Annotated in this window: 21 protein-coding genes; 19 read left to right on the top strand and 2 right to left on the bottom strand. The window is 54.1% G+C overall.

Annotated features, from left to right (window positions below):
* The first annotated feature begins 120 nt into the window (after window positions 1–120).
* The 17 genes from PXY01_RS09900 (at window position 121) to PXY01_RS09820 (ending at window position 18,552) form a co-directional block, all read left to right on the top strand.
* Entirely contained in the window at window positions 121–1,200 is a 1,080-nt protein-coding gene (locus PXY01_RS09900) for a hypothetical protein (protein ID WP_127569686.1), read from the top strand.
* Window positions 1,197–3,014, top strand: coding sequence for an ABC transporter ATP-binding protein (locus PXY01_RS09895; protein ID WP_127569685.1), 1,818 nt, complete (start codon window positions 1,197–1,199; stop codon window positions 3,012–3,014). The genes PXY01_RS09900 and PXY01_RS09895 overlap by 4 nt, the downstream gene beginning before the upstream one ends.
* Window positions 2,995–4,869 (top strand): ABC transporter ATP-binding protein, encoded by a 1,875-nt coding sequence (locus PXY01_RS09890; RefSeq protein WP_164744369.1) that lies wholly within the window; start codon window positions 2,995–2,997, stop codon window positions 4,867–4,869. Before PXY01_RS09895 ends, PXY01_RS09890 begins: the two co-directional genes overlap by 20 nt.
* Window positions 4,870–4,882: 13 nt before the next feature.
* The gene (gene fabG / locus PXY01_RS09885) at window positions 4,883–5,632 is read left to right on the top strand and encodes a 3-oxoacyl-ACP reductase FabG (RefSeq protein ID WP_127569683.1); all 750 of its coding nucleotides are present in this window, start codon (window positions 4,883–4,885) and stop codon (window positions 5,630–5,632) included.
* A 67-nt stretch (window positions 5,633–5,699) separates the two neighbouring features.
* Window positions 5,700–5,966, top strand: coding sequence for an acyl carrier protein (locus PXY01_RS09880; RefSeq protein ID WP_164744368.1), 267 nt, complete (start codon window positions 5,700–5,702; stop codon window positions 5,964–5,966).
* A complete protein-coding gene (locus PXY01_RS09875) occupies window positions 5,963–7,180 on the top strand; it encodes a beta-ketoacyl-[acyl-carrier-protein] synthase family protein (protein ID WP_127569681.1) in 1,218 nt (405 codons plus the stop codon). The genes PXY01_RS09880 and PXY01_RS09875 overlap by 4 nt, the downstream gene beginning before the upstream one ends.
* Window positions 7,177–8,418 carry a beta-ketoacyl-[acyl-carrier-protein] synthase family protein gene (locus PXY01_RS09870; RefSeq protein WP_127569680.1) on the top strand — a complete coding sequence of 414 codons (1,242 nt, stop codon included), beginning with the start codon at window positions 7,177–7,179 and terminating at the stop codon, window positions 8,416–8,418. Before PXY01_RS09875 ends, PXY01_RS09870 begins: the two co-directional genes overlap by 4 nt.
* A gap of 50 nt (window positions 8,419–8,468) precedes the next feature.
* On the top strand, window positions 8,469–9,047 hold the full coding sequence (locus PXY01_RS09865) for a 3-hydroxyacyl-ACP dehydratase FabZ family protein (protein WP_127569679.1): 579 nt from the start codon (window positions 8,469–8,471) through the stop codon (window positions 9,045–9,047).
* Window positions 9,048–9,093: 46 nt separating this feature from the next.
* Window positions 9,094–9,777, top strand: a complete 684-nt coding sequence (locus tag PXY01_RS09860) for a hypothetical protein (protein WP_127569678.1) — start codon at window positions 9,094–9,096, stop codon at window positions 9,775–9,777.
* Window positions 9,778–9,796: 19 nt separating this feature from the next.
* On the top strand, window positions 9,797–10,711 hold the full coding sequence (locus PXY01_RS09855; protein WP_127569677.1) for a hypothetical protein: 915 nt from the start codon (window positions 9,797–9,799) through the stop codon (window positions 10,709–10,711).
* A 127-nt stretch (window positions 10,712–10,838) separates the two neighbouring features.
* Entirely contained in the window at window positions 10,839–11,450 is a 612-nt protein-coding gene (locus tag PXY01_RS09850; protein WP_373864289.1) for a sigma-70 family RNA polymerase sigma factor, read from the top strand.
* Window positions 11,447–12,958, top strand: coding sequence for an ABC transporter substrate-binding protein (locus tag PXY01_RS09845; RefSeq protein WP_127569676.1), 1,512 nt, complete (start codon window positions 11,447–11,449; stop codon window positions 12,956–12,958). Before PXY01_RS09850 ends, PXY01_RS09845 begins: the two co-directional genes overlap by 4 nt.
* Entirely contained in the window at window positions 12,955–14,328 is a 1,374-nt protein-coding gene (locus PXY01_RS09840; protein ID WP_127569675.1) for an extracellular solute-binding protein, read from the top strand. Before PXY01_RS09845 ends, PXY01_RS09840 begins: the two co-directional genes overlap by 4 nt.
* A 31-nt stretch (window positions 14,329–14,359) precedes the next feature.
* Entirely contained in the window at window positions 14,360–15,895 is a 1,536-nt protein-coding gene (locus PXY01_RS09835; RefSeq protein WP_127569674.1) for an ABC transporter substrate-binding protein, read from the top strand.
* A gap of 196 nt (window positions 15,896–16,091) precedes the next feature.
* On the top strand, window positions 16,092–16,835 hold the full coding sequence (locus tag PXY01_RS09830; protein ID WP_164744367.1) for an SDR family NAD(P)-dependent oxidoreductase: 744 nt from the start codon (window positions 16,092–16,094) through the stop codon (window positions 16,833–16,835).
* The gene (locus PXY01_RS09825) at window positions 16,829–17,659 is read left to right on the top strand and encodes a ThuA domain-containing protein (protein ID WP_127569672.1); all 831 of its coding nucleotides are present in this window, start codon (window positions 16,829–16,831) and stop codon (window positions 17,657–17,659) included. Before PXY01_RS09830 ends, PXY01_RS09825 begins: the two co-directional genes overlap by 7 nt.
* A 251-nt stretch (window positions 17,660–17,910) precedes the next feature.
* Window positions 17,911–18,552: a MarR family transcriptional regulator gene (locus PXY01_RS09820; protein ID WP_127569671.1), complete on the top strand. Its 642-nt coding sequence runs from the start codon at window positions 17,911–17,913 to the stop codon at window positions 18,550–18,552.
* A 396-nt stretch (window positions 18,553–18,948) separates the two neighbouring features.
* On the opposite strand, the gene PXY01_RS09815 is transcribed toward PXY01_RS09820, so the two are convergent.
* Complete coding sequence (locus tag PXY01_RS09815; RefSeq protein WP_127569670.1) at window positions 18,949–20,121, bottom strand: ROK family transcriptional regulator; 1,173 nt, start codon at window positions 20,119–20,121, stop codon at window positions 18,949–18,951.
* 448 nt (window positions 20,122–20,569) lie between these two features.
* On the opposite strand from PXY01_RS09815, the gene xylA reads away from it, so the two are divergent.
* Both xylA and xylB read left to right on the top strand, forming a co-directional pair.
* Complete coding sequence (xylA, locus tag PXY01_RS09810) at window positions 20,570–21,883, top strand: xylose isomerase (RefSeq protein ID WP_127569669.1); 1,314 nt, start codon at window positions 20,570–20,572, stop codon at window positions 21,881–21,883.
* Window positions 21,884–21,995: 112 nt separating this feature from the next.
* Window positions 21,996–23,492: a xylulokinase gene (xylB, locus tag PXY01_RS09805; protein WP_127569668.1), complete on the top strand. Its 1,497-nt coding sequence runs from the start codon at window positions 21,996–21,998 to the stop codon at window positions 23,490–23,492.
* Between the two features lie 143 nt (window positions 23,493–23,635).
* Here xylB and PXY01_RS09800 read toward each other — a convergent pair whose 3' ends face one another.
* The gene (locus PXY01_RS09800) at window positions 23,636–24,547 is read right to left on the bottom strand and encodes a helix-turn-helix domain-containing protein (RefSeq protein ID WP_127569667.1); all 912 of its coding nucleotides are present in this window, start codon (window positions 24,545–24,547) and stop codon (window positions 23,636–23,638) included.
* Window positions 24,548–24,634: the final 87 nt, after the last annotated feature.

Here is a 24,634-nt window from a genome sequence, read left to right as displayed (position 1 = left end):
TCTACTTTTTGTAGACCCTTTTTGCTGTATGGGTCAATAAAGATGGACCTATTCAGTCTACGCTCAGCTTGTCTACAATCGGTTCAGATCACAAATTTTGTAGAAAAGGAGGAGGAAAGCTTGACGCGTATATTACTGCCGCTGGGGCAATCGCCAATTACGGCTTATTTGCATCACGCATACCCGTTGTCTGTCGTATCCGGTCGGGAAGAAGTGCTGCCGTGGCTTTATTCCCAGTACGTGCAGCTAAGGTGCTTCAAGGATGTTCATACACATAAGTACCGGGATCTGTTCAACTTCTATACGACGTCGTCGAAAATGGTGGAAATTGTACCGCATCTCAAGGTAGAGCGAGTGAACAAAGGCTTTATTATCAAATGGGCGAAAGACGTAGTTGAATTTCTGATTGACGCGCTCGATCAGGGCTTCTACTGCATCATCTATGTAACGCACCATTATCGGACGAAGCTTTTCTACTTCAAGGATGTGGAGCATATTAGCGAGCAGATGGTTATCGGATACGACAGAGAGGCTCGCGAGTTCGACATATACGGCTACAACGGGGATGACAATCTTACCACGTTCCGCCGCAGCTTCGAGGATTTGGCGCATGCATTTTTTTCTACGCCGGTCGAGCAAGGGTGGCAGGAGCATGTCAATCTGATCCGGTATGATCCGGATTCGAGCTTCGACTTCCGGGCTGAAAATATGGCGGATGTGCTTGAGGACTATTTGACCGGTTACGACTCGTCTCTTCGTTTTCTGCTGTATAAGTATCCGGTTGATCATGAAAGCGCATTCGGCGTTGACGTCTACCCGATCGTCACCTCGATTATGGACGAAGTGGAACGAGGCGACATTTTTCTTGATTTCCGCATCTTCCAGATCATCTGGGAGCATAAGCGGCTCATGACGCGGCGGCTTCGTTTTCTTGCAGATCGACAGTTGATTGATGCTAACAGCCAGTGGTCGGAGCGGTATTCGGAGGTTGAGAAAATGGCGCTTGCGATCCGGCTGGGCGTGTTGAAAGCGATCAAGACGAACACGACGAACGACCTATCCAGTCTGAAGCAGCTGCTTGCAGATATGGTAGAGCGTGAGGTAGAGCTGTTGACTGGCGTTGTGCAAGAGCTGCGCAGCGGCATTCGTGAACGATCGCAGGCCGGGGGCGAGCGGGCTGTGGCAGGGCTTCATACGTGACGCTGTATCGCTGGATTCGCCCTTATGCAGGCTGGCTGATCGGCGCTGCTGGCAGTGCCTTGTTATTTGCCGTAACTAGACTGGCCATGGGCGGTTATATCAAGACGGTTACCGACTCGTCGCTGCAGTTCAGTGAACGGCAGCTCACCTCCGCTGCAATCGGGATGGCGCTGCTCGCTGCTGCCGGCATCGGGGCCAAGTATATGATCCGCTTCTCATCCTGCCGCTTCGCGTCTTACACCGTTCGCGATATACGACAGGAAGCCGCTAGACGGCTGCTTCGGATGCCTGCGGGCGTGGCGGAAAGGGGCAGGTCGGGCGAAATACTAACGCGCGTATCGACCGATCTCGGCTCGCTGCAAACCTATCTGGATACGCAGTTGTATAACCTGATCTATCAGCCGCTGCTCTTTCTAGGCGCATTCACGATGCTGCTGCTCGTTCAATGGCGTCTAGTGCTGCTGTGCGCGCTGCTGGCGCCGCCCGCGATTCTGCTCTCCCAGTGGATTGGAAAGCCGATCCGCACCTATTCGCTGAAGACGATGGCTAAGCAGGACAGGCTGAATGCCGATGCGAAGGAGGCCGTCGAGGGGATGCCCGTCATTCACGCCTTCGGACTGTCTGGCCTGTTCACGAGGCGGTTCCGTCAGCTTGCTGACGATGCATTAACCTCGAGCATGGCGCTTGAGCGGCGGAAGGCAGTGCTGTCGCCGGTTGGAGTTATCGCCTATAGTGCTCCGGTATTGATCGGCGTCGCCGTTGGCGGGCGCTGGGTGCAGTCGGGGCTCATGTCGGTCAGTGATATTTTGCTGTTCTTGTATTTGCTCGTCTTTCTGATTCAGCCGCTGTCGCTAATGCCTGCGCTGATCGGAGCGACGAATGAGGCGAGCGCCGCTGCGAAACGTCTGGGCGAATGGATGGAGCTGCCGCAGGAAGCGTCAGACTTGGCGGAGCACGCCGGACTTGTGCAGCCGACGGAATCGGGGGGACCGGTCGGACAGACACGGCAGGCGGGCCCAGTCGTCGAGTTCGAGGATGTCTCATTCGCGTACGATGATGGAGAGACGGTGCTGCACCAGCTGTCATTCTCAATTCCGGCAGGTCGAATTGTTGCCGTTGTCGGGCCAAGCGGGGCGGGTAAGAGCACACTGACCCGGTTGATATGCGGCGGTTATTCGAGTACCGGACACTTGGAAGGAACGATCCGCCTGTTCGGACGGAACGCTGCGGATTGGCAGCTGAACGAGCTGCGGCGGCATATTGCAGTCGTTGCTCAGGAGCCGTATTTGTTTCCGATGTCGATCGAAGACAATATTCGATCCGGCTGTACGGAGGCGACGGCAGAAGAAATTGTGGGAGCTGCAATGCTAGCCAACGCTCACGAGTTTATCGAGAGGTTGCCGCGAGGCTATGCGACAAGATTAGGTGAACGAGGCGCCGGCCTCAGCCGCGGCGAGCGGCAGCGCATCTCCATTGCCCGGGCAATAATGAAGGATGCTCCGCTGCTGCTGCTCGACGAAGCGTCATCAGCGCTTGATCCGCGCAGTGAGGCGCTTGTTGGCGCAGCATTGCAAAGCTATGCAAGAGGTCGAACGGTGCTGATTATTGCTCATCGGCTTAGTTCGATCCGGATGGCCGATGAGATTTGGGTGATGGAAGGCGGACGCATCGTCGAGCGAGGCGCTTATAACGAGCTGTTGAAGCGGCCGGGCAGCCGGTTCCGTCAGCTATTCGGGGAGCAGGCAGACGTCGCGGCATATGCCAATGCTGATGCTTTGGAGGGGGGCGAACGTCATGCGGGCATCGGGATTTAGAGACGCGGCATTGCTTCTTCGGCTGCTGGGAGACTATCGGCTGCGTTACTTGGTCGGCGTGGTCCTATACAGCCTAGCGGCTGCAAGCATGCCGATCATCCTCGCGTTCGTATTCAAGCTGCTGATTGATGCGCTGGTGAACGAGTCAGGCAGCCTGCAGTCACCCGTCCTGCTGCTTGCTTCCTCGTTCGTTATGCTGGCTGCAGCCTCGTCTTTATGCGGCTACTTGTTCCAGACGGCTGTTAAGCGGGCGATGTCGAAGCTTCGTACACAGCTGTTCGAGACGATGTGCGCCGCCCGGGCGGAGCGGATCGGACAGATTCACTCCGGTACGGCAGCATCGCTGTACACTGGCGACGTGCCCATTATGGAGCGCGCTTATACGGAGGCGATTCAGACGACGCTGCAGTTATCTTTTCTCGGCCTTGGCTCTATCGCAGCCATGCTTGCGCTCGACTGGCGCTTTCCGGCTGGGCTGCTCATCATTACAGCTATTTCGGTATGGCTTGGCTCGAGGTTTATGAGACAGCTGCGGTTGGCGGGAAGGCGCCAGCAGAACATGCTTGCCCGGTTCGCCGAGCATTACGCCGACGCGAAGGAAGGGCTGTCCGTCATTCAAATGTTCGGCATGCAGCCTCGTGTGACACGACGATTTCAATCGATAGCTGGCCGGTTGAATGATACGAGCGTCCGGATTGGTACCTCGACGGCAAGGCTGGAAGCAGTCGAATATATGATGGATATTGTCGGCTTCGGCGGCGTTGTCGTGCTAGGCGGATTTCTGTACAGCTACGGGCTGGCGGAATTCGGTACAGTTGTTGCAATTGTACAGCTGCAGATGGGCTTCATCGGCATATTCTCCGGCATAAGCGCCCCGCTTGCGCTGCTGCAGCAGTCCTTCGCAGCAGCGGGACGGGTGAAGCGATGGCTCGATATGCCTAAGGAGACCGATTGCGCGGTGCAATGGGACGAAACCGCAGCTGGCGCTCCAGCGGAGGCTGCTGCAGCTGCAATCTCCGAATGGGGGGGAGGCGAAGCCAGCTTCGTTCCTGTAGTCGGTATGGATAGTATGGGTGAGGCTGCTCATACGGCATCAATTACCGAACCGCTTGCGCTCGAATGGAGCGGTGTGCATGCCGGCTATGGCGAGCGCCAGACCATCCTTAATGGCGTTACGCTGCAGGTCGAAGCGGGCAGCTTATGCGCCGTTGTCGGCTGGAGCGGATGCGGGAAGAGCACGCTGCTTCGGACGCTGCTCGGCTTCGTGAAGCCAGCAGCCGGAGTGATTCGAATCGGCGGCCGTGATATTCGTGAGATGGAACCTGATGAATTGCGGCGGCTCATAGCTTATGTACCGCAAGAGCCGCTCTTGTTCGCGGGTACAATCGCGGACAACATTCGCCACGGCCGGCCGGATGCGACGGACGAGCAGGTGGAGCTAGCAGCCGAGGCAGCAGGGGCGAAGAGCTTTATCGACCGGCTGCCCGGTCGGTACAGCTTCGAAATCGGCGAGCGCGGACATCTGCTGTCAGGAGGTGAGCGTCAGCGGATCTCTATCGCCCGAGCAATTATTAAGGAAGCGCCGGTTATGCTGCTGGACGAGCCGACCTCATCACTGGACGGTGAGATAGAACGGGCGGTTACCGCTGCAGTTGAAGCTCTTCGTGGACAGCGCACGATCCTTGTCGTCGCCCATCGGCTTGCGACAATTATCGAGGCTGATCAGATCGCGGTTATGCATGACGGGAGCGTCGTGGAGCAAGGTACGCACGCTGAGCTGCTTCAGCTTGGCGGCTGGTATGAGGCGCTGTATGAATCGCAGACTTATCCCGCAGTAACGAAAACCGGTGCATAAAGAGGAGAGATTTATGGATTTTAGAGGGAAGAAGTATATCGTTACGGGCGGTTCACGCGGAATTGGACGCGCGATAGTCGTTTATTTGTCCTCCAGGGGCGCGGATGTCGCTTTTACGTACAAAGGCAACCATGAAGCAGCACAGCTGCTGTGCGACCTGCTTGAGAAGGTCGAAGGAGCGGGACGTGTGCTGGCGTTCGCTGCAGATGCCGAGCAGTTCGAGCAGGCGAGGGAGACCGTTGAACAAGTGCGGGAAACGTTCGGAGGACTGGACGGGCTTGTCTTGAATGCAGGTATTAACCGTGACAAGCCGTTGTTCCTTATGGCGGAGGAGGATTGGGATGCGACGATCGGCGCCAATCTGAAAGGGACGTACAACTATGCACGTGCCGCTGTGTACGGCATGATGCGCGAGAAAGCGGGTTCGATTGTCTGTATCAGCTCGGTCAGCGGCTTGAAGGGAATGCCAGGTCAGGTCAATTATTCGGCGACGAAAGCCGGACAGATCGGCTTTGTCCGCAGCCTGGCCCGGGAGGTTGCGAAGTATAACATCAATGTTAACGCAGTCGCCCCAGGCTTCATCGAGACAGAGATGTGGGATGCGATGCCGGAAAAAATTCGAGCCGACTTTCTCGCTGACATCCCACTGGGGCGACCCGGAAGGGTGGAGGAGGTCGCGCGTGTCGTCGGTTTTCTGCTGTCGGAAGAGGCGAGCTACGTGACCGGAAGCGTCATCGTCGTCGACGGAGGGCTTAGTGCATAAGTTTACGCTGAGTATGAGCCGAAGAAGCAGCACAATTTTAAATCTAATTCATTAGGGGGAAATGATGATGTCCGAACAATTGAAAGCGCAATTGAAAACGTTAGTGGGAGAAATTATTGAGCTGGAGCAATTCGATGATGATGCGCATCTGTCGGAGGAGCTTGGTATTGATTCGATGATGCTGATCGAGATCGTCGCGCGAATCGAACAGCGGTATCAAGTGAAGGTATCGGAGCAGTTCTTGCCGGATATGACGTCCTTGAACGCGATTTATACGGTTGTGACCGGCCTTCTGGCGGGCCGTGCCGAGGCGGCAGCGGGGGCGGGAGAATGACCAAACGGATTGTCATTACTGGACTTGGCGTTCTTAGTCCGATCGGATCGGGCAAGGATGCGTTCTGGCGCGGAATATGTGACGGTACGGTCGGCACGGGGCCGGTCCGCACGTTCGATACCCGGCTGTTTGACGTTCATAACGGCGGCGAAGTGAAGGATGCGAATCCGCTCGACTATGTCACGAAGCTCGATCCTTCCTCGATCGGCCGGACGACTCATCTTGCCATTGCTGCTGCCAAGATGGCACAAAGCGATGCAGGCTGGACGGGAGAAGAGTATGAGTCTTGGCGGGTTGGCGTTTGCTTCGGCACGACGATGGGCAACTCCTCGATTATTGAGGACAATACGAATTTGCTCGTGAGCGAGCAGCGGCGGGCTTCCCATTCCTTATGGAGCAACTACCCGCAGCACAGTATTTCTTCGTCCGTAGCAGAAGAGCTCGGGCTGGAAGGGCCGTCGATGGTTGTGCCTACCGCTTGCGCTGCTGGCAATTATGCCATTAGCTGGGGCAAGGAGTTAATCGAGGATGGGCTGGCTGACGCCGTTATCGTCGGCGGCTCGGATGCTATGTCGCGCGCTTGCTATACGACCTTCCATCGCCTTGGTGCTATCGCGCCGGAAATATGCCAGCCTTTCGATAAAGGCCGCAAAGGAATGATGGTCGGTGAAGGCGCGGCAGCGCTTGTACTGGAAGACTACGAGCGGGCAGCTGCCCGCGGAGCGACGATCTACGCGGAGCTGCTTGGTTACGGATTGTCGTGTGATGCCCATCATGCGACCGCGCCGCATCCAGAGGGGCTCGGCGCGGTGCTGTCGATGCAGCGTGCACTGCAATCGGCAGGCGTGGAGCCTGAGCAGATCTCGTATATTAGCGCTCACGGCACGGGGACGAAGGCGAACGATGCAACCGAATCGGTAGCTATCCGCCGCATGTTCGGAGAGCGGGCTGACGAGGTGCCGATCAGCTCCATCAAAGCGATGATGGGTCATACGATGGGGGCAGCCAGCGCGATCGAGGCGGTCACCTGTGCGCTTGCGATTGCGCATGGCGTACTGCCGCCGACGATGAATTATAACGAGCCAGACCCGGAATGCGTCTCCAACGTTGTGCCGAATGCGATATCCCGACAGCCGGTCCGTTACGCGCTTAGTAATTCGTTCGCCTTCGGCGGTAATATTTCGACGATTCTGATGGGGGAGGCGGTCTCATGAGCCGGATTAAGCAGGATAACGACATCGTCATTACAGGCATCGGGCTCGTATCGTCAGCCGGCAATGGGCTGGAGGAGCTGACGGCATCACTCCAGACGGGTTCCGCGCACCGCAGCTCGCTGCGCGAGCATGCAGCGGAATGGTCAGACCGTGATTTCGTTGGCGCTACAGTACGCGACTGGAATCCGGAGCCGCTGCTCGGCAAGAAGGGCTTGCAGTTCATGCATGCGGGCTCTCAATATTTGCTCGGCGCATCGTTGCTTGCCCTTCGCGATGCGGGCTTGGAAGGCAATATGCCGAATCCCGATGATCTTGGTATCGTCATCGGGACGAATCTCGGCGGATTGAAGGCGGCGTCGCGCTATGATTATACGGCCGCCACGCAAGGACCGCGCTATGTAAGTCCGATGGAGGCGCCGAATACGCTGGCGAATTCTCCAGCCTCCTATCTAGCCATTCGCGTGCAGGCGCGCGCTTGTAATACGACGATTTCGACCGGCCAATGCTCATCGCTCGATGCGATCGGCTATGCGGCGAATCTGCTCCGCAAGGGCCGCGCGAAGACGATTCTCGTCGGCGGCGTCGAAGAGCTGAACGCATACTCGCTGTGGGTGTATAACTGCATGAATGTTCTGCCAGACGAAGGAGCCGACGCTATCGGTCGACCGTTTGACGCACAATCGGCCGGCTGGGTGCCTGGCGAAGGGGCGGCGGTTATTGTACTGGAGCGCCGCGTTGATGCAGTTGCCCGCGGAGCGGAGATTGTGGGCGAAATTGCCGCTTGGTCGAGCGCATTCCGCGGCGGCGAGCATGCCGCTGCCAGGGCGTCGGCGTTGGAGCGCGCGATGCGGCAGTCGCTCCATACAGCAGGAATTGTGCCGGAGGAAGTGAGCATGGCCGTTACGGGAGCAGTAGGACATCCCGCTCACGATGAGGTGGAAGCGCTTGCGCTTCGGGCTGTACTGGGCGACAACCCACCGCCCGTATGCGCTGCGAAAGGGTTGTTCGGCGAGACGTATGGGGCCGGCGGTCTGCTGTCGCTCGCTGCTGCTGCTGCAGTCGGCCGAAGCGGTGTACTGCCGGAATCGGTCGGTTATGCGATCGACCCGGCCGCGCCGGAAGGCTTGTCCGGCATTGTTCATCAGAGTGGCGACAGGGCGGTCTCAGGCGGCGCGGCGCTGCTGAGCGCCCATGACTATCACGGCATGTCGAGCGCTGTTGTACTGCGAGTCGGCTGACCACTTGCTGCTGAGAGCCGATCATTTAGTACGGGAAAGGAGCCGTGAGCATGTCTAAATATGTGTGTAATTACGAGGAAGTCCGCGCGCTGCTTCCGCAGAAGTATCCGTTCATCTTTATCGACGCCGTCTTGGAGGCTGAGCATGATCGGATCGTTTGCTTGAAGAACGTGACGGGCAACGAATGGATGCTGTCCGGCCATTTTCCGGAGAAGGCCATTTTCCCCGGAGTGCTGCTGACCGAGGCAATGGCGCAGTCGGCCATTCTGATGGTGAAGCTGCGGGAGCAATCGACAGATGCTTCGGCTGGTAATGACGGCAATAGCAGCTTAGGCACAGTCGAAGCGGCTGCAGGCGGTGCTACTAAGTCGGAGAAAACTTATCTGCTGACAGGAGCGAAGACGCGGTTCCTGAAGCCGGTCGTTCCCGGCGATCAGCTGATCATTACATGCACCGCAATGACGATTCTTTCTTCGGCTGCGGTCGTGCAAGTGAATGTAACCGTCGACGAGGTGAAGGTGGCGCAGGGTGAGCTTACTTTTGCGATGCTGCATTCGGGCAGTAACGATACGCAGCAACCTGCGCCTTCGAAGGTGCCTGTCTCGGCTGCAGGAGGAGTACTAGAATAGAGAAGATAAAGTGCGGTAGGAACTATTACCTTGAGGAGGATTCAAAGTGAAAAAACAAGCGAAGGTTCTATTGATGACAGCAGCGCTGCTGACGGTTGGCAGCGTATCTGCACTGGCTGGTACAGCGATCAATTTTACACATTACGGGTTCCCGTCTCAAGCGGGTGACATTCGGATCATTGACAACCGCGCCTATGTGCCGGCTCGTGATTTCGCCAAAGCGATCGGCGGTAAAGCAACGTTCGATAATGCTACCAAGACGCTTGATTACCAGCCGGTAGATTTTGATCGGCTGCCTCCTGCACTGCGGGATTACATGACGTACTATGAGCAGCAAGACTGGGCCGGTGTCGCTTCGACGCTGGCGGAGGACGGTTTGTTCATTAATCACGATAATCCGGCAGGTATATCCGGCGATCAGCTCGATGATTATTTGGCTGGTGTTTATAAAGGCTTCGAGCAGTACGGGAAGACGAAGAGCTATTTGCGAGCTGCTTATGAGATTCCGGATGGACGGGTTGTAGGCATTTGGGAGATTACGGCTGGCGGTCATCTGATGGCGACCGGGGCTGGGTTCTACACAATGGAAGGGGATAAGAAGGATAAGCTCAAGCGGGTCGAGCTGTTCCAAATGTCTCAATCGCCTGACGAAATACTGCTGGAGGATCATTCAGCTGCAATTGAGGCAATCAGCGGAGGTAAGCATCAAGAAGAACACATCCCACAATGATGAAGGAGGCGTGTAATCGATGAATGCTTTTCAACCGACTGGCCCGAAACTGTTCGAAGGGGAAAAATGGTGTGTCCTGACCGGCGTGCTCGGTCCTGTGCTTGGCCTTTTGATCTTGATTTATGTAGCGATCTTCGGCAACGTTGAGAATCCGCAGCATGGCGGTGACCTGTTGCGAGCGGCATCGTTCAATACGGCAAGCGGCATTTTTATTATTGCTGTCGCGGCGTTCGTGCCGCTGGCTAATTTCAAGCCGCGCCTGCGCTGGTGGATCGATTTCTACATTATATTCTCCGGTCTTGGCTCGTACATTCTGGAGACGATTCAGCACGCACGGGGCGTCAGCCCGCGTATTCCGACGAATTTGACGACGCTGTGGGGGGTTAATTTCGTCATTACGCAAGTTTTCGCCGCAATGGCTGTTGGCATCATGTGGTATACGATTATGGTGATGATCGGTTTGTTCCGTAAGGACTCTCTGGAGAAGCGTCCGCTCATGGTGTGGGCAGCCCGTTACGGAATGATTGGTTCAATGCTCGGCTTTATCGGCGGACTGTGGATGATCATCGACTATAACATTACGCTGACCAAAGAATTGACGCACAGCATTATTTATTTCCACGGTTATGCGTTCCATGGATTGCAGGCGGTGCCGTTCATGGCGGCCTTCCTCGAACGGGTGAATATGCCTGAGGCGTCACGCAGACGGCTTATCCATTGGGGCGGCTGGACGTTCACGTTATCTGCGGTGCTGCTCGGCCTGCAGGTGCTCGTCGATCATAAGAGCTTGACCAGCATTACGCCAATTATGTCCGTGGCAGCCATTCTCGTTGTCGCTTGGGCATGTCTGTTCGCTTACAGCGGCTTGCTCTATCTGCGCAGCCGGAGAGGCGCCAGCAGCATCGGCAAAGGCGAGGCGGTTCGGCAATCGTAATAAGGTTAATCGAGAAGCGGTACAGAGCGAGTTGCTCTGTGCCGCTTTTTTTTGTTGGAGATAGTTGAAGGTTTATGGTTTGAGCTATTAATCTATTTTTGTAGAATAATAGGGAACTTTTCTCAGATTGTATCGTCTACTTGTCGAGGTGAATGAGTTGGCGTTCGAATATTTGGAGCATGTAACCGGAGGCTTGGACCGGGATGCCGTGCTGGATGAATTGATGAAGGAATATGGACGCGATGTATGGAACTACGCGCTGTTTCTGACGAGAAGCCGCGAGCTTGCCGACGATATCGCCCAGGATGTGTTCGTGAAGGTTTATGAGCGGCTGTATACGTACCGGGGGGAGTCCTCGGTCAAAACATGGCTGCTTGCCATTACGCGCAACGCGGCTAAAGACGCGCTGCGCTCTTCCTGGCTGCGCCGGGTCATTCTCCAGCCTCATCGGGTCGCAGCGATGGACGCATATCCTTCAGCAGAGAGAGAAGCGATAAATCGGGAGCTGACTCGCGACATTTGGTCGATCGTCTTGGAGCTGCCTGCGAAGCTTCGCGAGGTACTGCTGCTCTATGCCCATCACCAGCTGCATATGAAAGAAATCGCGGCGCTGTTAGGCATCTCCGAAGGAACGGTCAAGTCACGGCTGTTCCGGGCCAGGGAAATGGCTAGTCGCAAAATGGTCGAACGGGGCAAGGTGGACGGAGCTATCGTTACCGGCGAGGAGGAGTGGACATGAGAAGCGAGCTGGAGCAGCAGCCGTATTGGGAACGGCAGCTTGTCGAGCAGCCGCTAAGAAGCGGCGGATTCACCTCAGAAATCGAACGTAAAGTGAGGGAACGAATCCGAATGGATCAACGAAACGGTAAACCGCGAGGCTGGTTTCGGACAGTGGCGGCGCTGACAGCCTTCGTCGTGCTGCTCGGTGGTGGGTGGCTATTTAGAGACGATCTCGGCTCGATGCTGAAGCAGCCGGATAAGAATAACGGCGTTCCGGCTGCACTGAGGAACGATTCGCTGGCTGATCTGGATGTTACGTTGAAGGTTATGATTTCGCAATATGATAATTTCACGACGATGCAGGAGGCGCGTCCTTTTCTGCTGCATCATCCGTCTGTCAGCATCGAGACGGCACTTATGCAAGACAATGACAAACTGCTGGAGTGGGTAGACAAGGAGCAGCCGGATATATTGCGGCTATCGCTTAACCAATATTATACGCTGGCTCAGCAAGGAAAGCTGCTGCCGCTTGACGTCTTGATCAAGAAGGATGGCGTTGATGTGGACGCCATGTATCAGCCGATTATCGAGCTCCTCCGGCAGTATGGCGGCGGCCAGCTGCATGGGCTGACGGCTGAATTTCAGACGAGGGCGGTTTTTGTGAACAAGGAGTTGTTCCAGCAGTACGGAATTCCGCTGCCTCGCGACGGTATGACGTGGGACGAGCTGCTTGAGACGGCAGCCAGATTTCAAGGAACGGGAACGGCCGGCCTGCTCGCTAATCCGTGGAGCGGCAGCAGCTTATATTCTCTCGTTGAATATATTCGGATTTCTAGCGGACTTCAAACGGATACGCAGCGAGGGGAGCAAATTACGGTTGATACGCCCGCTTGGATAGACTTGTGGAATAAGGTTGCAGCCGGCTATAGGGAAGGCTGGATCTACCGCAGTCCAGAACAATCAGACTCGGCTGCGTTGTCGTTTACGCCATCGGACGCTTTCCTGAAGGGGGATGCGGCGATGATTATCGCTGGTCCTTATTATATGCAGCAAATTAACCAAGTATGGAAGGGTGACAAGCAGCAGCAATGGATGACGGTGACGGTGCCGGGCAACCAAATTTGGGATACCTATTTAGGCGAGATTTATGCTGTGTCGTCTACGGCCAGCAACGAGAAGGCGGCGTGGGAGTTCGTTAAATTTATGACGGGCCGTGAATTCGCGAAACGTCTCATCGGGATGGGAATGACGGATACACCGGTCAGGGAGTCTGATGTGCCAGAGGATATGAAGGAGCAAACGGCTGCGTTTTATCGCAACGATCTGGAGCTTCCGGGTGATCTGTCGCTGGTTACGGAGGCAGTGGAGCAGACGAATGATACGCTGGCAAGCGAGGCTATTGAGCTAAGTGCACCTTTGTTTAAAGCTGTCGTCGACAATGAACTGACCGCAGAGCAGGCGCTGGCTCAGTTGAAGGAAGCGCTGAGCCAAGCAGCGGCCGTACCGAAAGAGGATCGAACCCAATGAAGCGGGGCGGACTGATGATAGGCTCGCTGCTGCTGATGTGGGGGCTGCTTTCGCTTGCTGGTTGTGCAGATGAGCCGAATGCGTTGGAACAGCCGGCCATATTGAAGGTAGCAGATACTGATGAGGTAAACTTCTATCGTATGTATGGCGACTATATGAGTGCAGCATTTCCTGATACGACGATCGAATTCATATCGACGGAGCAAGCTTCCGATTACAGACTGTCCGTCTCCGAGCGCAATAAGAGATGGATTGAGCTTGTTCGTAAGGAACAGCCAGACTTAATCGTTCTGCGGGATGACGAAACGTACCGCGCTTTGGCTGATGAAGGGCTGCTTGCCGATCTGTCTCCGTATATGCAAGGTAGCCGGATAATGGAGGAGCAGCTTCATCCCGGCGTCATAGAACTGATGAAACAGAATCGGGATGGGCAGGTATACGGCTTAGCTCCAACGTTTAGTGCATTGCAGTTGTACTTCAATGAGGATTTGTTTCGGGAGTATGGCATTGATTTGCCGCATGACGGCATGACCTGGGAGGAGCTTCTGCAGCTTGCTTACCGATTCACGGCAGCCGATTCATCGCCAGGCGCCCCGATCGGTTATTACGAGACCTTCTCAAGCCCGCTTGATATGGTTTATGCGATCGGATCTACTGAGGGGATGTCTATGTACCGGCTTGGAACCGGCAAGATGACGCTTGATACTCCGGCGTGGCGCAGAGCATTCACGACTGTGCTGACCAGCTATAAGAATGGAACGTTCCGCTCTCTGACGCCGAAAGGCAAAGTGAGCGAGGACGGCGAGACCTATTATGACGAGCAAGCGATGAATTCGGTTGATCTATTCAGTAAGGGTAAGGCTGCTATGACGCTTGAATATTATGGACCTAACAAGGCTGATGAAGTGAAATTTAAGCTTGGCTCGGTCAATCCGCCCGTTGATGAGGCTACGCGGACGCGGAGCTACTCATTCTATGCGAATCAGAAGCTTGCCATTCGTTCCGGCTCGCCGGAATCGAAAGCCGGGTGGGAATTCATTCAATTTATGGTGAGCGATTATATAGCGAAGTCTGCTAAGGCACACTCAATAGGGTTCGGTATGCCGAGCAATATGTCCTATCCGAACTTTACGGATGACCCCGCCGCCGCAGCGTTGTACCGTCAGATGCCAGCTATTACACCGGTCGATGAAGGCATTCCTTCCTGGGTGAACAGCGCTTTTTATGATGAAATATGGAGAATGCTGGAGCAGGAGATGAACGCAGCGCTAGCCGACAAGCAATCCGTCGACGAAATGCTGAAGCGGATGCAGGAGCAGGGGCAGCAAATTATCGACCAGGCTATTGAGAAGGGGAACGCTTCGGGATAGGGACAAGGTTCATTGGGAAGGTGAGAGGTGGATGGGAGATAGGCATGCGGGATGGATTGGCCGTATTTTGTCACATGCTTGTAATCCTCTAGGTCCATCGAAAGATATTATAGATTACCTTATAGAAGGCAGACATCAGATGGAAGGGCTTGGGGCTTGGGGGCAAAGCAGAGCGAGAGGGTGGCGACGTTGTGTCGTATTAGGGCTTATTCTAACGCTGCTTGCATTCGTTGCGGCTGGCTGCACAGAAGAGCGGAAGGAAGAGCGTGCACAAGTACAGCTGAAAGTGCTTGATTACAATAAGCAAAGCTTCTATAGCACATACGGCGATTATATAGCGGCCGCGTTCCCGAATGTTAATGTTGAAGTAGTCCCAACAGAGGGGATGTTCGATGTTAAGCTTCCGTTCAAGGAACGATTGCAGCAGCTCACAACGTTAATTACGACGGAGCAGCCCGATCTTATTTTTCTGTCGGACAACGATATGTATCATGCGCTGGCAGACGAAGGCTTGCTAAGCGAGCTGTCGGCTTTTCTGGCGGCTGACCCGGAATTGGAGCAGCATATTCATCCTGGCGTATTGGAGCATATGAGAAATGAACGCAGCGGTGAGCTGTATGGGCTGGCTGCCGATTTCAGCGTGCTGCTGCTCTATTATAATGAGGATTTGTTTCAGCAGCTCGGCGTCGAGCCGCCGCGGGACGACATGACGTGGGACGAGCTGCTCAAGCTTGCGCAGCGCGTTACGCAGGCGAGCTCGGATGCGGACGGTGTCATCGGATTGTTACCTGACTTCGCCGGTCCGAGCGGATTAGTCAGCCTAATGGCCATGACGGAGGGGCTTGGCTTATTTCCGTATCGCGCTTCAACGGGCATCATGCTGGCGGATACGCCCTCTTGGCGGCAAATGTTTACGACGGCTCTTGATGCTTACCGGATGGACACGTTCAGAACAAAGGGCTTGGCTCCCGGTCAGGAGCAGCCTACTGCTTTAGCTGGCGGCAATTCCAATTGGTTTAGAGCGGGATGCGCCGGCATGGTGATCGCAGGCTACGGTTCTTATGACGATGTAACATTTAAGCTTGGAGCCGTTACGCCTCCCGTCGATGCGGCGACGCGGCAGCGCAGCTTCGGTATGGGCTCTTCTCTTACGATGAGTATACGGGCAGGCTCACCGCTTGCGAAGGAAAGCTGGAATATGATCGCCTTCATGATGAGTGATTACGTGGCGAAGGTGCGTGCTAAGCTGGGCGTTCAATATACGGGAACGAGCTTCTTTCCGAGCAATATAACGTATGCGGATTACTCTAACGATCGGTTCGTTGCATCGGTTTATCGTCAACTCCCATCTTATGAGCCTGACGATAAAGGCGCCGCGTTGAGCAACGAGGCGTATAACGCGATGAATGATCTATTCCGAAGCGAAGTGGATGAGGCGCTGGCGGGAAGTCAGACATTCGAGGAGATGATCGAGCGTCTGCAGACGGAGGGAAAGAAGATTTTGGAGTGGGGAATTAGAAGTAAGGGTGACATGTCGTCTTATATTATGATTGATGATTTAGATTGAGTTATGAGTGACTTTTAGAATTTGTGTGATATACAGTGTCGATGAAGTCCACAGGGCTTGTCGGCACTTTTTTTAACTAAGGGGAATTCGGAATTCGGTAATGTATCAAATTTGTCCACGGAAGCCTGCCGCACCATATGCTACAATTTGTTAATGAAAGTGTAAAAGCTGCAATTGACGAAAGGAAGCGATTCATTTGGCGACACTAACTAACAATAGAACGGCAGTGGTGACAGGAGCGGCAAGAGGGCTCGGCTTCGGTCTGGTGAAGGGCTTGCTGGAACGGGGCTGGCGTGTTATAGCAGGCGTACATCGCGAGGCGTCGGAGGAGCTGTCCCGGCTGCAGCAGCAGTTCGAGGGCGGGCTGCTGATCGTTAAGCTCGATATTGGCAGCGATGACAGCGTGAAGAAGGCGTCCATACAAGCGGCCGAGTGGACGGATTCGGTTGATCTCATTATCAATAATGCAGGGGTACTTGGCGATATTGACCGTAAGCTGCCGGACGAGCTTGATTTTGATGAGATGCTTCATGTGATCAACGTCAATTCACTCGGCCCGCTGCGTGTTACGCAAGCGTTCTTCTCAATGCTTCTCCGTTCAGGGCGGCCAATCGTTGCGAATATTTCTTCGGAAGCGGGCAGCATCGGAGATTGCGGCCGTGACAATTGGTACGGCTACTGCATGTCGAAGTCAGCGGTCAATATGCAGTCGGCACTCGTTCACAACCAGCTTAAAGAACTCGGAGGCCGAGTTCTCGTGCTTCATCCGGGCTGGGTGCAGACCTATATACACGGTGAACTGAATACTTCCGCCAGATTGACGATCGATCAGGCGACAGTCAATGTGCTTGGTGCGATCGAGCAGGAAGCAGATTGGCCGGATGTAGATGGCAAGCCGCCATATATTGATACAGAATTCGGGATAAGCTTGCCATGGTAATGAAGCGGCGTCAGGCGATAATATTCGGCGATTATACGAATGCCCCTTACCATCCTCTTCATCAGGTAGAAGCCGAAATCGTCTGCGCGCTTGGCAGCACGTTCAGCACAGAGTCAACCGAGAATGCGCGAGCGCTAGAGACAGGTCTGTCGCCGGAGGTTGATCTGCTCGTATCGTATGCAGACCGCTGGTCAGTCACGCTAACCGACGAGCAGGCTGATGCGCTGTTGGCGTTCGTTCACGGAGGCGGTGGACTTCTCTCCCTCCACTGCGGTATCTCGCTGGCCAATCATCCGAGGCTAACAGCTCTGTTCGGCGGCCGATTCGTCAGCCATCCTGATTTTCAGCCGCTTGCTTACGTGCCAGCGGGAGCTTCAATAACAGACTTTTCGTTTGGCGGGATTTCTCATGCGGGGGCGTTGGAAGGTCGTGTGACGGAGGGAGTCCCTCATACGAGGTTATCGGCTGGAGAAACATCGCTTGAGCTTCAGAGAGCGTTGGATCAGCCGACTGGGCTAGCAAGCGGAGAGGCTACCAGCGACGCGGACAGACGTCGATCGTTGTCCGAGCTTCGAGCTTCGCTGCAGCCGTTCATGCTTGCCGAGGAGCCTTACCTGTATGAGTTCGTTGAGTGTCCGCAAGGAGATCGGGATGTGCTCCTGTACTATACGCTCGAGGGTCAGCTGTATCCGGCGCTGTGGACGCAGACGTACGGTCAAGGACGTATTGTGAACATACAGCCAGGTCATACGGCTCAATCATTGCAGCATCCGGCTGTCCAACAACTGCTGGCTGCCGCTGCAAATTGGGCGGCGAGAGGATAGCGGAGATTTATCTGTTTACACACTATGCCAATTCAAGATATATTTATAGTATCGATACAGTAGAATGCTGCGCGTAAAGCATACGCCGTCTTATTCGAGCCACAGGGCTTGGATGAGGCGGCTTTTGTTTTTATTTGCTCGCAACCTGTCGTGTTAGTGCAGCAGATTATATTTTTGGCGAGAGAGGGTGTTCATTGATGAGGAAAGAACAGGCACAGGCATAGGCAGAGGAGAAGGAATACCAGGAATGGTTGGATAAGCATTCAAGGCTCCGGCATGGTGAAGCCAAGAGGCGACTGGCTGAGGGACATGCGTATGCAGAGAAGCTTTTTGCTACTAAAGTGTGGTTTCCGGCCGTCGGGCATTTTGACTTTTTGCATCCTGAATATGAGGTGAGGGATTTCGGCGATCAGCAGCGGTTTCTGGACTTCGCTTATATTCGTCCTCCTTACCTTTTTTGTATTGAGATCAATGGATTTGGTCCTCATGCGAGAGATGTGAACCGTCGAACGTTCGCAGACGGCTTGATGAGACAGAACCGATTGGTGCTGGACGACTGGATCGTGTTCCGTTTCTCGGTGGACGACATCGAGCAGCAGCCGCGCAAATGCCAGCAACTAATCATACACATTCTAGGCAAATGGTATGGCTCCGATCAGCAGTCAGTGCCTCTCACGCGGTCGGAGACAATGTTGCTCCGTCAAGTTATTCAGCTAGGGGGTCCGGTGAAGGGAGAGAGTTTGGCAGCAAGGATGGGGTGGACACCACAATACACGGTACGCTTATTGAGAAGGCTCTATATTAAAGGATATCTCGCGCCGGTAAGCAATAAACGTAATGCATTCTTCAAGCGAATAAAATCTTATATACCCGTATTTAATAAAGGGAGATAGAAATATTTGTAGAGCAGTAACTGAAGTGTCGCTAGCATGCTAGAAGTGTGACGTTAGAGCGCTATGGGAGTAACAGAGGTGTCGCTAGCGAGCTAGAAGTGTAACGTTAGAGCGCCGTGGGAGTAACAGAGGTGTCGCTAGCATGCTAGAAGTGTGACGTTAGAGCGCCGTGGGAGTAACTGAAGTGTCGCTAGCGTGCTAGAAGTGTGGCGTTAGAGCGCTATGGGAGTAACAGAAGTGTCGCTAGCGAGCTAGAAGTGTGATGTTAGAGCGCCATGGGAGTAATGGAGTGTCGCTAGCGAACCAAAAGTGTGCTGTTAAAGCGCCGCAGGGGCCTGTAGCGAACTAAAAGCAAGCAACACAAAAGCCGCCATCGGCGCTGCCGATGGCGATTAATCACCCGACATTCCGTACTTTGCCGAGGAAGGTGTTGATGGCGTAGTAGGCGGCGCCGCGGACGGCGGAGCGGTCCTGCAGCTCAGCGAATAGGATGCGCATCCGTTCGCGGTGATACGAGAGCGTGCGCTGATCGACTGCTTCCTGTACAGCGGCTTCAAGCCAGCGGCTGGCGCGGCTGATGCGGTTGCCGATAATGACGACGTCCGGATTGAACACGTTGACAATGTTCGCAATGCCGGCGCCCAGATAGCTTCCGATGGAGTGGAACAGCTCAATCGCACGTTGGTCGCCGGCTTCCGCTGCCGCGACAAGACTGTCGAGCTCGCCTTCTAGTCCGATCTCGGAGGCGCGGTCCAGCAGTGCGTTCTCGGAGGCGTACAGCTCCCAGCATCCGCGATTGCCGCAGCGGCATGGCTTGCCATTATACTCAATCGATAGATGGCCTAACTCCCCGGAGAAGCCGGAGGCCCCCTTATACAGCTCTTTGTTCAAAATGATCCCGGTTCCGATCCCGATTCCGACACTTACATAAATCTGATGCGATATACCGCGTCCTGCTCCATACTTCTGTTCACCTTGCGCACCGGCGTTCGCTTCGTTATCGATCGTAACAGGTACGTTGAATTTATCCTCAACCAGCTTTTGCAGTTCAACCCGATCCCATTCCAGGTTAGGAGCGAACAGGATGGCGCCCTTGTCATCGACAATGCCCGGCACTCCGATGCCAATGCCGACGATTCCGTAAGGGCTGGCTGGCGCAAGAGCAATTAGCTTCTCGATGCATTCTGTCAGCTGCTTTAAGCCGGATGCCATATCGGGACGCTTCATTGACCACTGCCGTTCCTCGATCACATTGCCGCGCAGGTCAGTCAGCACGCCTCTAATATAGTTAACCCCCAGGTCGATGCCAATCGCATAGCCTGCCTGCGCATTGAATAACAGCATGACTGGCTTGCGTCCGCCTTTTGATTCGCCTTGCCCGATCTCTTCAACGAGCTGCGCTTCGATAAGGTCCATGACAAGACTAGATACGGTCGCCTTGTTCAACCCCGTCTGCTCGGAAATTTGCGCTCTTGACAAAGGTCCGCCTTTCAGCACAGAGTCGAATACGATCGCCGTATTTATTTTTTTTATCATGGTTTGGTCGCCTGTCGGCTTTGGTTTCGCCATATTTTTACATCCTCTGCAACAATAGTGGTTTTATTGTAGCATAACCGCTTAGGTTTGTTTAGTCATTAAACGAAGTAAGCGCTGTGCAGGGCCATTAATTAGTCGTGCGGTAATGATTATCGAATGAAAGTGCAACAATAGAACGGTATGCCCGCCAGATCCGATCGACATAGTAAAGAAGAACGTTAAGTCAATTTATAAAGTGGTGTATGAAGAGAACTTTTAGCGGCTACAATACGACAGATATAACAAATGTTACTCCAAAAACAGATTAAAAAAAATTTGTTCAAAAACTTAGTTTGTTTAATAGACAAACCAAGTTCCGGAGTGGTATGCTGTCGTTAGAACACCGCAATGCATTCGGTAACGAAGGTCGGATCGATCTAAGAGGCCGATGTGCAGGCATCGCAGTTTTGCACTAAATTATACTGAGGAGGATAAGTTAACGATGGCTTATTTCGCTAACATTCCGCAAATCAAATTCGAGGGCAAAGGCTCCGACAATCCGCTTGCATTCAAACATTATGATCCGAAACAAGTTGTACTTGGCAAAACAATGGAGGAGCACCTCCGTTATGCAGTTGCATACTGGCATACTTTCACGGCTAACGGCACGGACCCATTCGGTGCGGGTACGGCAGTTCGTGATTGGGATAAACTGAGCGGTCTCGACCTGGCGAAAGCTCGCGTAGAAGCAAACTTCGAATTCATGGACAAGCTGAACATTCCGTTCTACTGCTTCCATGACCGCGACATCGCTCCAGAAGGTGAAACGCTGCAAGAAACGAACAAAAACCTCGACGTTATCGTCGCTCTGCTCAAAGACGGCATGAAAGCGTCCGGCAGAAAGCTGCTCTGGAACACGCAAAATATGTTCACGAACCCTCGCTTCGTTCACGGCGCTGGTACGGCAGTTAACGCTGACGTATATGCTTACGCTGCAGCACAAGTGAAGAAAGGCCTTGAAGTAGGTAAAGAGCTCGGCGCTGAAAACTACGTATTCTGGGGCGGTCGTGAAGGCTACGAAACGCTTCTGAACACGGACATGAAGCTGGAGCTGGACAACCTGGCTCGTCTGTACCATATGGCTATCGCTTATGCGAAAGAAATCGGCTTCGACGCACAATTCCTGATCGAGCCTAAGCCGAAAGAGCCTACGAAGCACCAATACGACTTCGACGCGGCTACGACGATTGCATTCCTGCAAAACTATGGCCTGAAAGAGCACTTCAAGCTGAACCTTGAAGCTAACCATGCTACGCTTGCTGGTCACACGTTCGAGCACGAAATCCGCGTTGCTGCAATCAACGGCATGCTGGGCTCGCTCGACGCAAACCAAGGCGACATGCTCCTTGGCTGGGATACGGACGAGTTCCCTACGGATCTGTACTCCACGACGCTTACGATGTATGAAGTTCTCAAAGCAGGCGGCCTGGGCCGTGGCGGCGTAAACTTCGACGCAAAAGTACGCCGTGGTTCGTTCGAAGTGGAGGACCTCTTCCTGGCTCACATCGCAGGTATGGACAGCTTCGCATGGGGTCTGAAAGCAGCTGCGAAACTGATCGAGAACAAAGTACTCGACAGCGTAGTAGAAGAGCGCTATGCAAGCTTCAAATCCGGCATCGGTGCTGATATCGTTTCCGGCAAAGCAACGCTGGCTTCCCTGGAGCAATACGCGCTGCAAAACAACCCGATCGTCAACAAATCGGGCCGTCAAGAGCGCATCAAGCTGCTCCTGAGCGAAGTAATCTTCAGCGTATAAAATATCTATTGAATCTCGAGGCCTGAATACGGTCTCGCCAATCATAATTCAAGTTCAAAAAGTCGGCTATTTAGCTGGCTTTTTGAACTGTTGAGGGGAGCATTGTCGGACGATGAGTTATGTAATCGGTATTGACCTCGGAACGAGCGCCGTCAAGGCGCTGCTTGTTGATCGTGAAGGTGCGGTCCGCGGTGAAGCCTCGCGCGCATATCCGCTGTTCCATGAGCATTCCGGCTGGAGCGAGCAGAAGCCGGACGATTGGGTAGAAGCAACGATTGAAGCTTTGAAGGAGCTGTCCAGCGCTGAAGGCGTCAATCCTGCTGAAATCGAAGGCATCAGCTTCTCGGGTCAAATGCACGGTCTCGTGCTGTTGAATGCGGAAGGCAACCCGGTGCGCAATGCGATTCTGTGGAATGATACGCGTACGACGGAACAGTGCCGTGAAATCGAGCGTACGCTTGGCGATAAGCTGCTCAGCGTTACTCGCAATCCGGCGTTGGAAGGCTTTACGCTGCCTAAGATTTTGTGGGTTCGTCAGAACGAGCCGCAAGCATTCGAGCAATCGAAGCTGTTTCTGCTGCCGAAAGACTATGTGCGTTACCGGTTGACTGGTGAACTGCATATGGATTATTCGGACGCTGCAGGCACGCTGATGCTTGATGTAGCGAACAAGCAATGGAGCAGCGACGTGCTGGCTGCATTCGAGCTCCCGGCATCGTTCTGTCCACCGCTAGTTGAGTCGCACGGCTTAGTCGGCACGCTGCTGCCTGCTGTAGCAGAACGTTCCGGTCTTCCGGCTTCGGTTAAAGTATTCGCTGGCGGTGCAGACAATGCGTGCGGCGCGATCGGCTCGGGCATTCTGTCCGAAGGTCTGACGCTCTCGAGCATCGGTACGTCCGGCGTTATTCTCAACTACGAGAACGACAAGGATGCCGACTTCGCAGGTAAAGTTCACTTCTTTAACCACGGCAAAGAAAATGCGTTCTACGCGATGGGCGTTACGCTGGCTGCTGGATACAGCTTGAGCTGGTTCAAGAACACATTCGCGCCAGGCGAATCGTTCAATCAAATGCTGGAAGGCGTTGGCGAAGTGAAGCCGGGTGCAGGCGGTCTGCTGTTCACTCCTTATCTCGTCGGTGAACGTACTCCGCATGCAGACGCACAAATCCGCGCAAGCTTTATCGGTGTTGACGGCTCGCACCGCCGGATCGATTTTGCTCGTGCGGTAATGGAAGGGATTACGTTCTCGCTTAACGAGTCCGTTGACCTGTTCCGTAAAGCCGGCAAAAAAATCGAAACCGTTATTTCGATCGGCGGCGGCGCGCAAAATCCGGTGTGGCTGCAAATGCAAGCGGACATCTTCAACGCGACGGTTGTTGCGCTTGAGAATGAGCAAGGCCCGGGTCTCGGCGCAGCGATGCTCGCAGCCTATGGCTGCGGCTGGTTTGCAAGTCTCGACGCATGCGCGGATAAATTCGTCAAACGCGGCGCATCGTATACTCCGAATCCGGAGACGGTTGAAACGTATGCAGGTCTGTTCCGCATTTACCAGCAAGTATACGAGCAAACGCGCAGCTTGAACACAGCACTTGCCGCATACCGCAACTAATCAACGAGTATCTATTCCAGACTCTTATATCATTCGCGCACATTAAGGCGCACCCTAATACAAGCCGCTCTTTCGAGACTAGACTCCGAAGGGGCGGCTTTCTTATCGGCAAACAACAATCCCCCGGAATCCGGGGGATTGTATTATATGCTAAAGCTATAGGGGCCCCAGATCTCTTCCGGTCCGACGCCCAGTTTGTCAGCGATAAGCTTTGCGGTCAGCCGCTTAGGCTTCTTGATCTTGCCGTTACGTATTTTGGATATGGTTGTAAGCGAGATATGTGTTGAACGCGCAAGTTCGGTAACCGACACATTCTTCTCAGTCATGAGCAGTCTCAGCTTGAAGGAGGAGTCGATCTCCAACTGCTTCGGCTCCAAATGGAGCAGGACGACGGCGCTGCTCCTCACCTCACCTGTCCAACGACGGAAGGACATAAACAATGCGCGCGCTGTATAGCTATGGTCTTCGATATGAAGACTGAAGATGCAGGGATGCGGCTTCCGGTTGGCTGATGAATAGTCGATTGCCCGTTTCACATGTCTTCTGTCGTTTAACGATACGAATTGAAGGGCTGGCTGGCACAGAAAGCTCGAGGCGTCGTATTTCACTGGCGTCATGTAGCTTGTAATAGCCTGCACTGTCATCTCGTTGTCGAGAATGATGGATGCAGCCGCCCGTTCTCCGCGAATGACAGAGTCGATCCATTGCTGCTCAGTTATGTCATGCATTATAACTGCATATCGGCTGCCGCTGATGTCCGCTCTGCTAATTCGAATCACTTCCAAGCGAACGTCGAATTCGATATCTCTCTTGGAACGGATACGGCACCAAGGAACAACTGCCTTCGGCTGTACCCATTCCTCAAGTCGCTCGAACGGCTCGTTAGTCCCAACGTCGGCGACTACAAATTGGGATGGAGAGATGCCGAGCACTTGCTCCTTGTTGTAACCGCTCCATTGACAGAAAGCGTCGTTCATATCGACTAATTGAACTGTATTTGGCGAACAATCGATAATTAGAATCGGGTCTGAACTAAACGAGAAAACGTCGTACATGCACTGACACCTCTTTACGTCAGGATAAGTAACTCTAATCCGCTTTTCTTAATCTGATTTGATTGTATCATTTTCAATGTTATATTA

The sequence above is a fragment of the Paenibacillus xylaniclasticus genome, assembly GCF_004001065.1.
GTDB classification, from domain to species: domain Bacteria; phylum Bacillota; class Bacilli; order Paenibacillales; family Paenibacillaceae; genus Paenibacillus_T; species Paenibacillus_T xylaniclasticus.
Note: the sequence above shows the minus strand (reverse complement) of the source record. Positions and strands in the feature narration are given on the sequence as shown.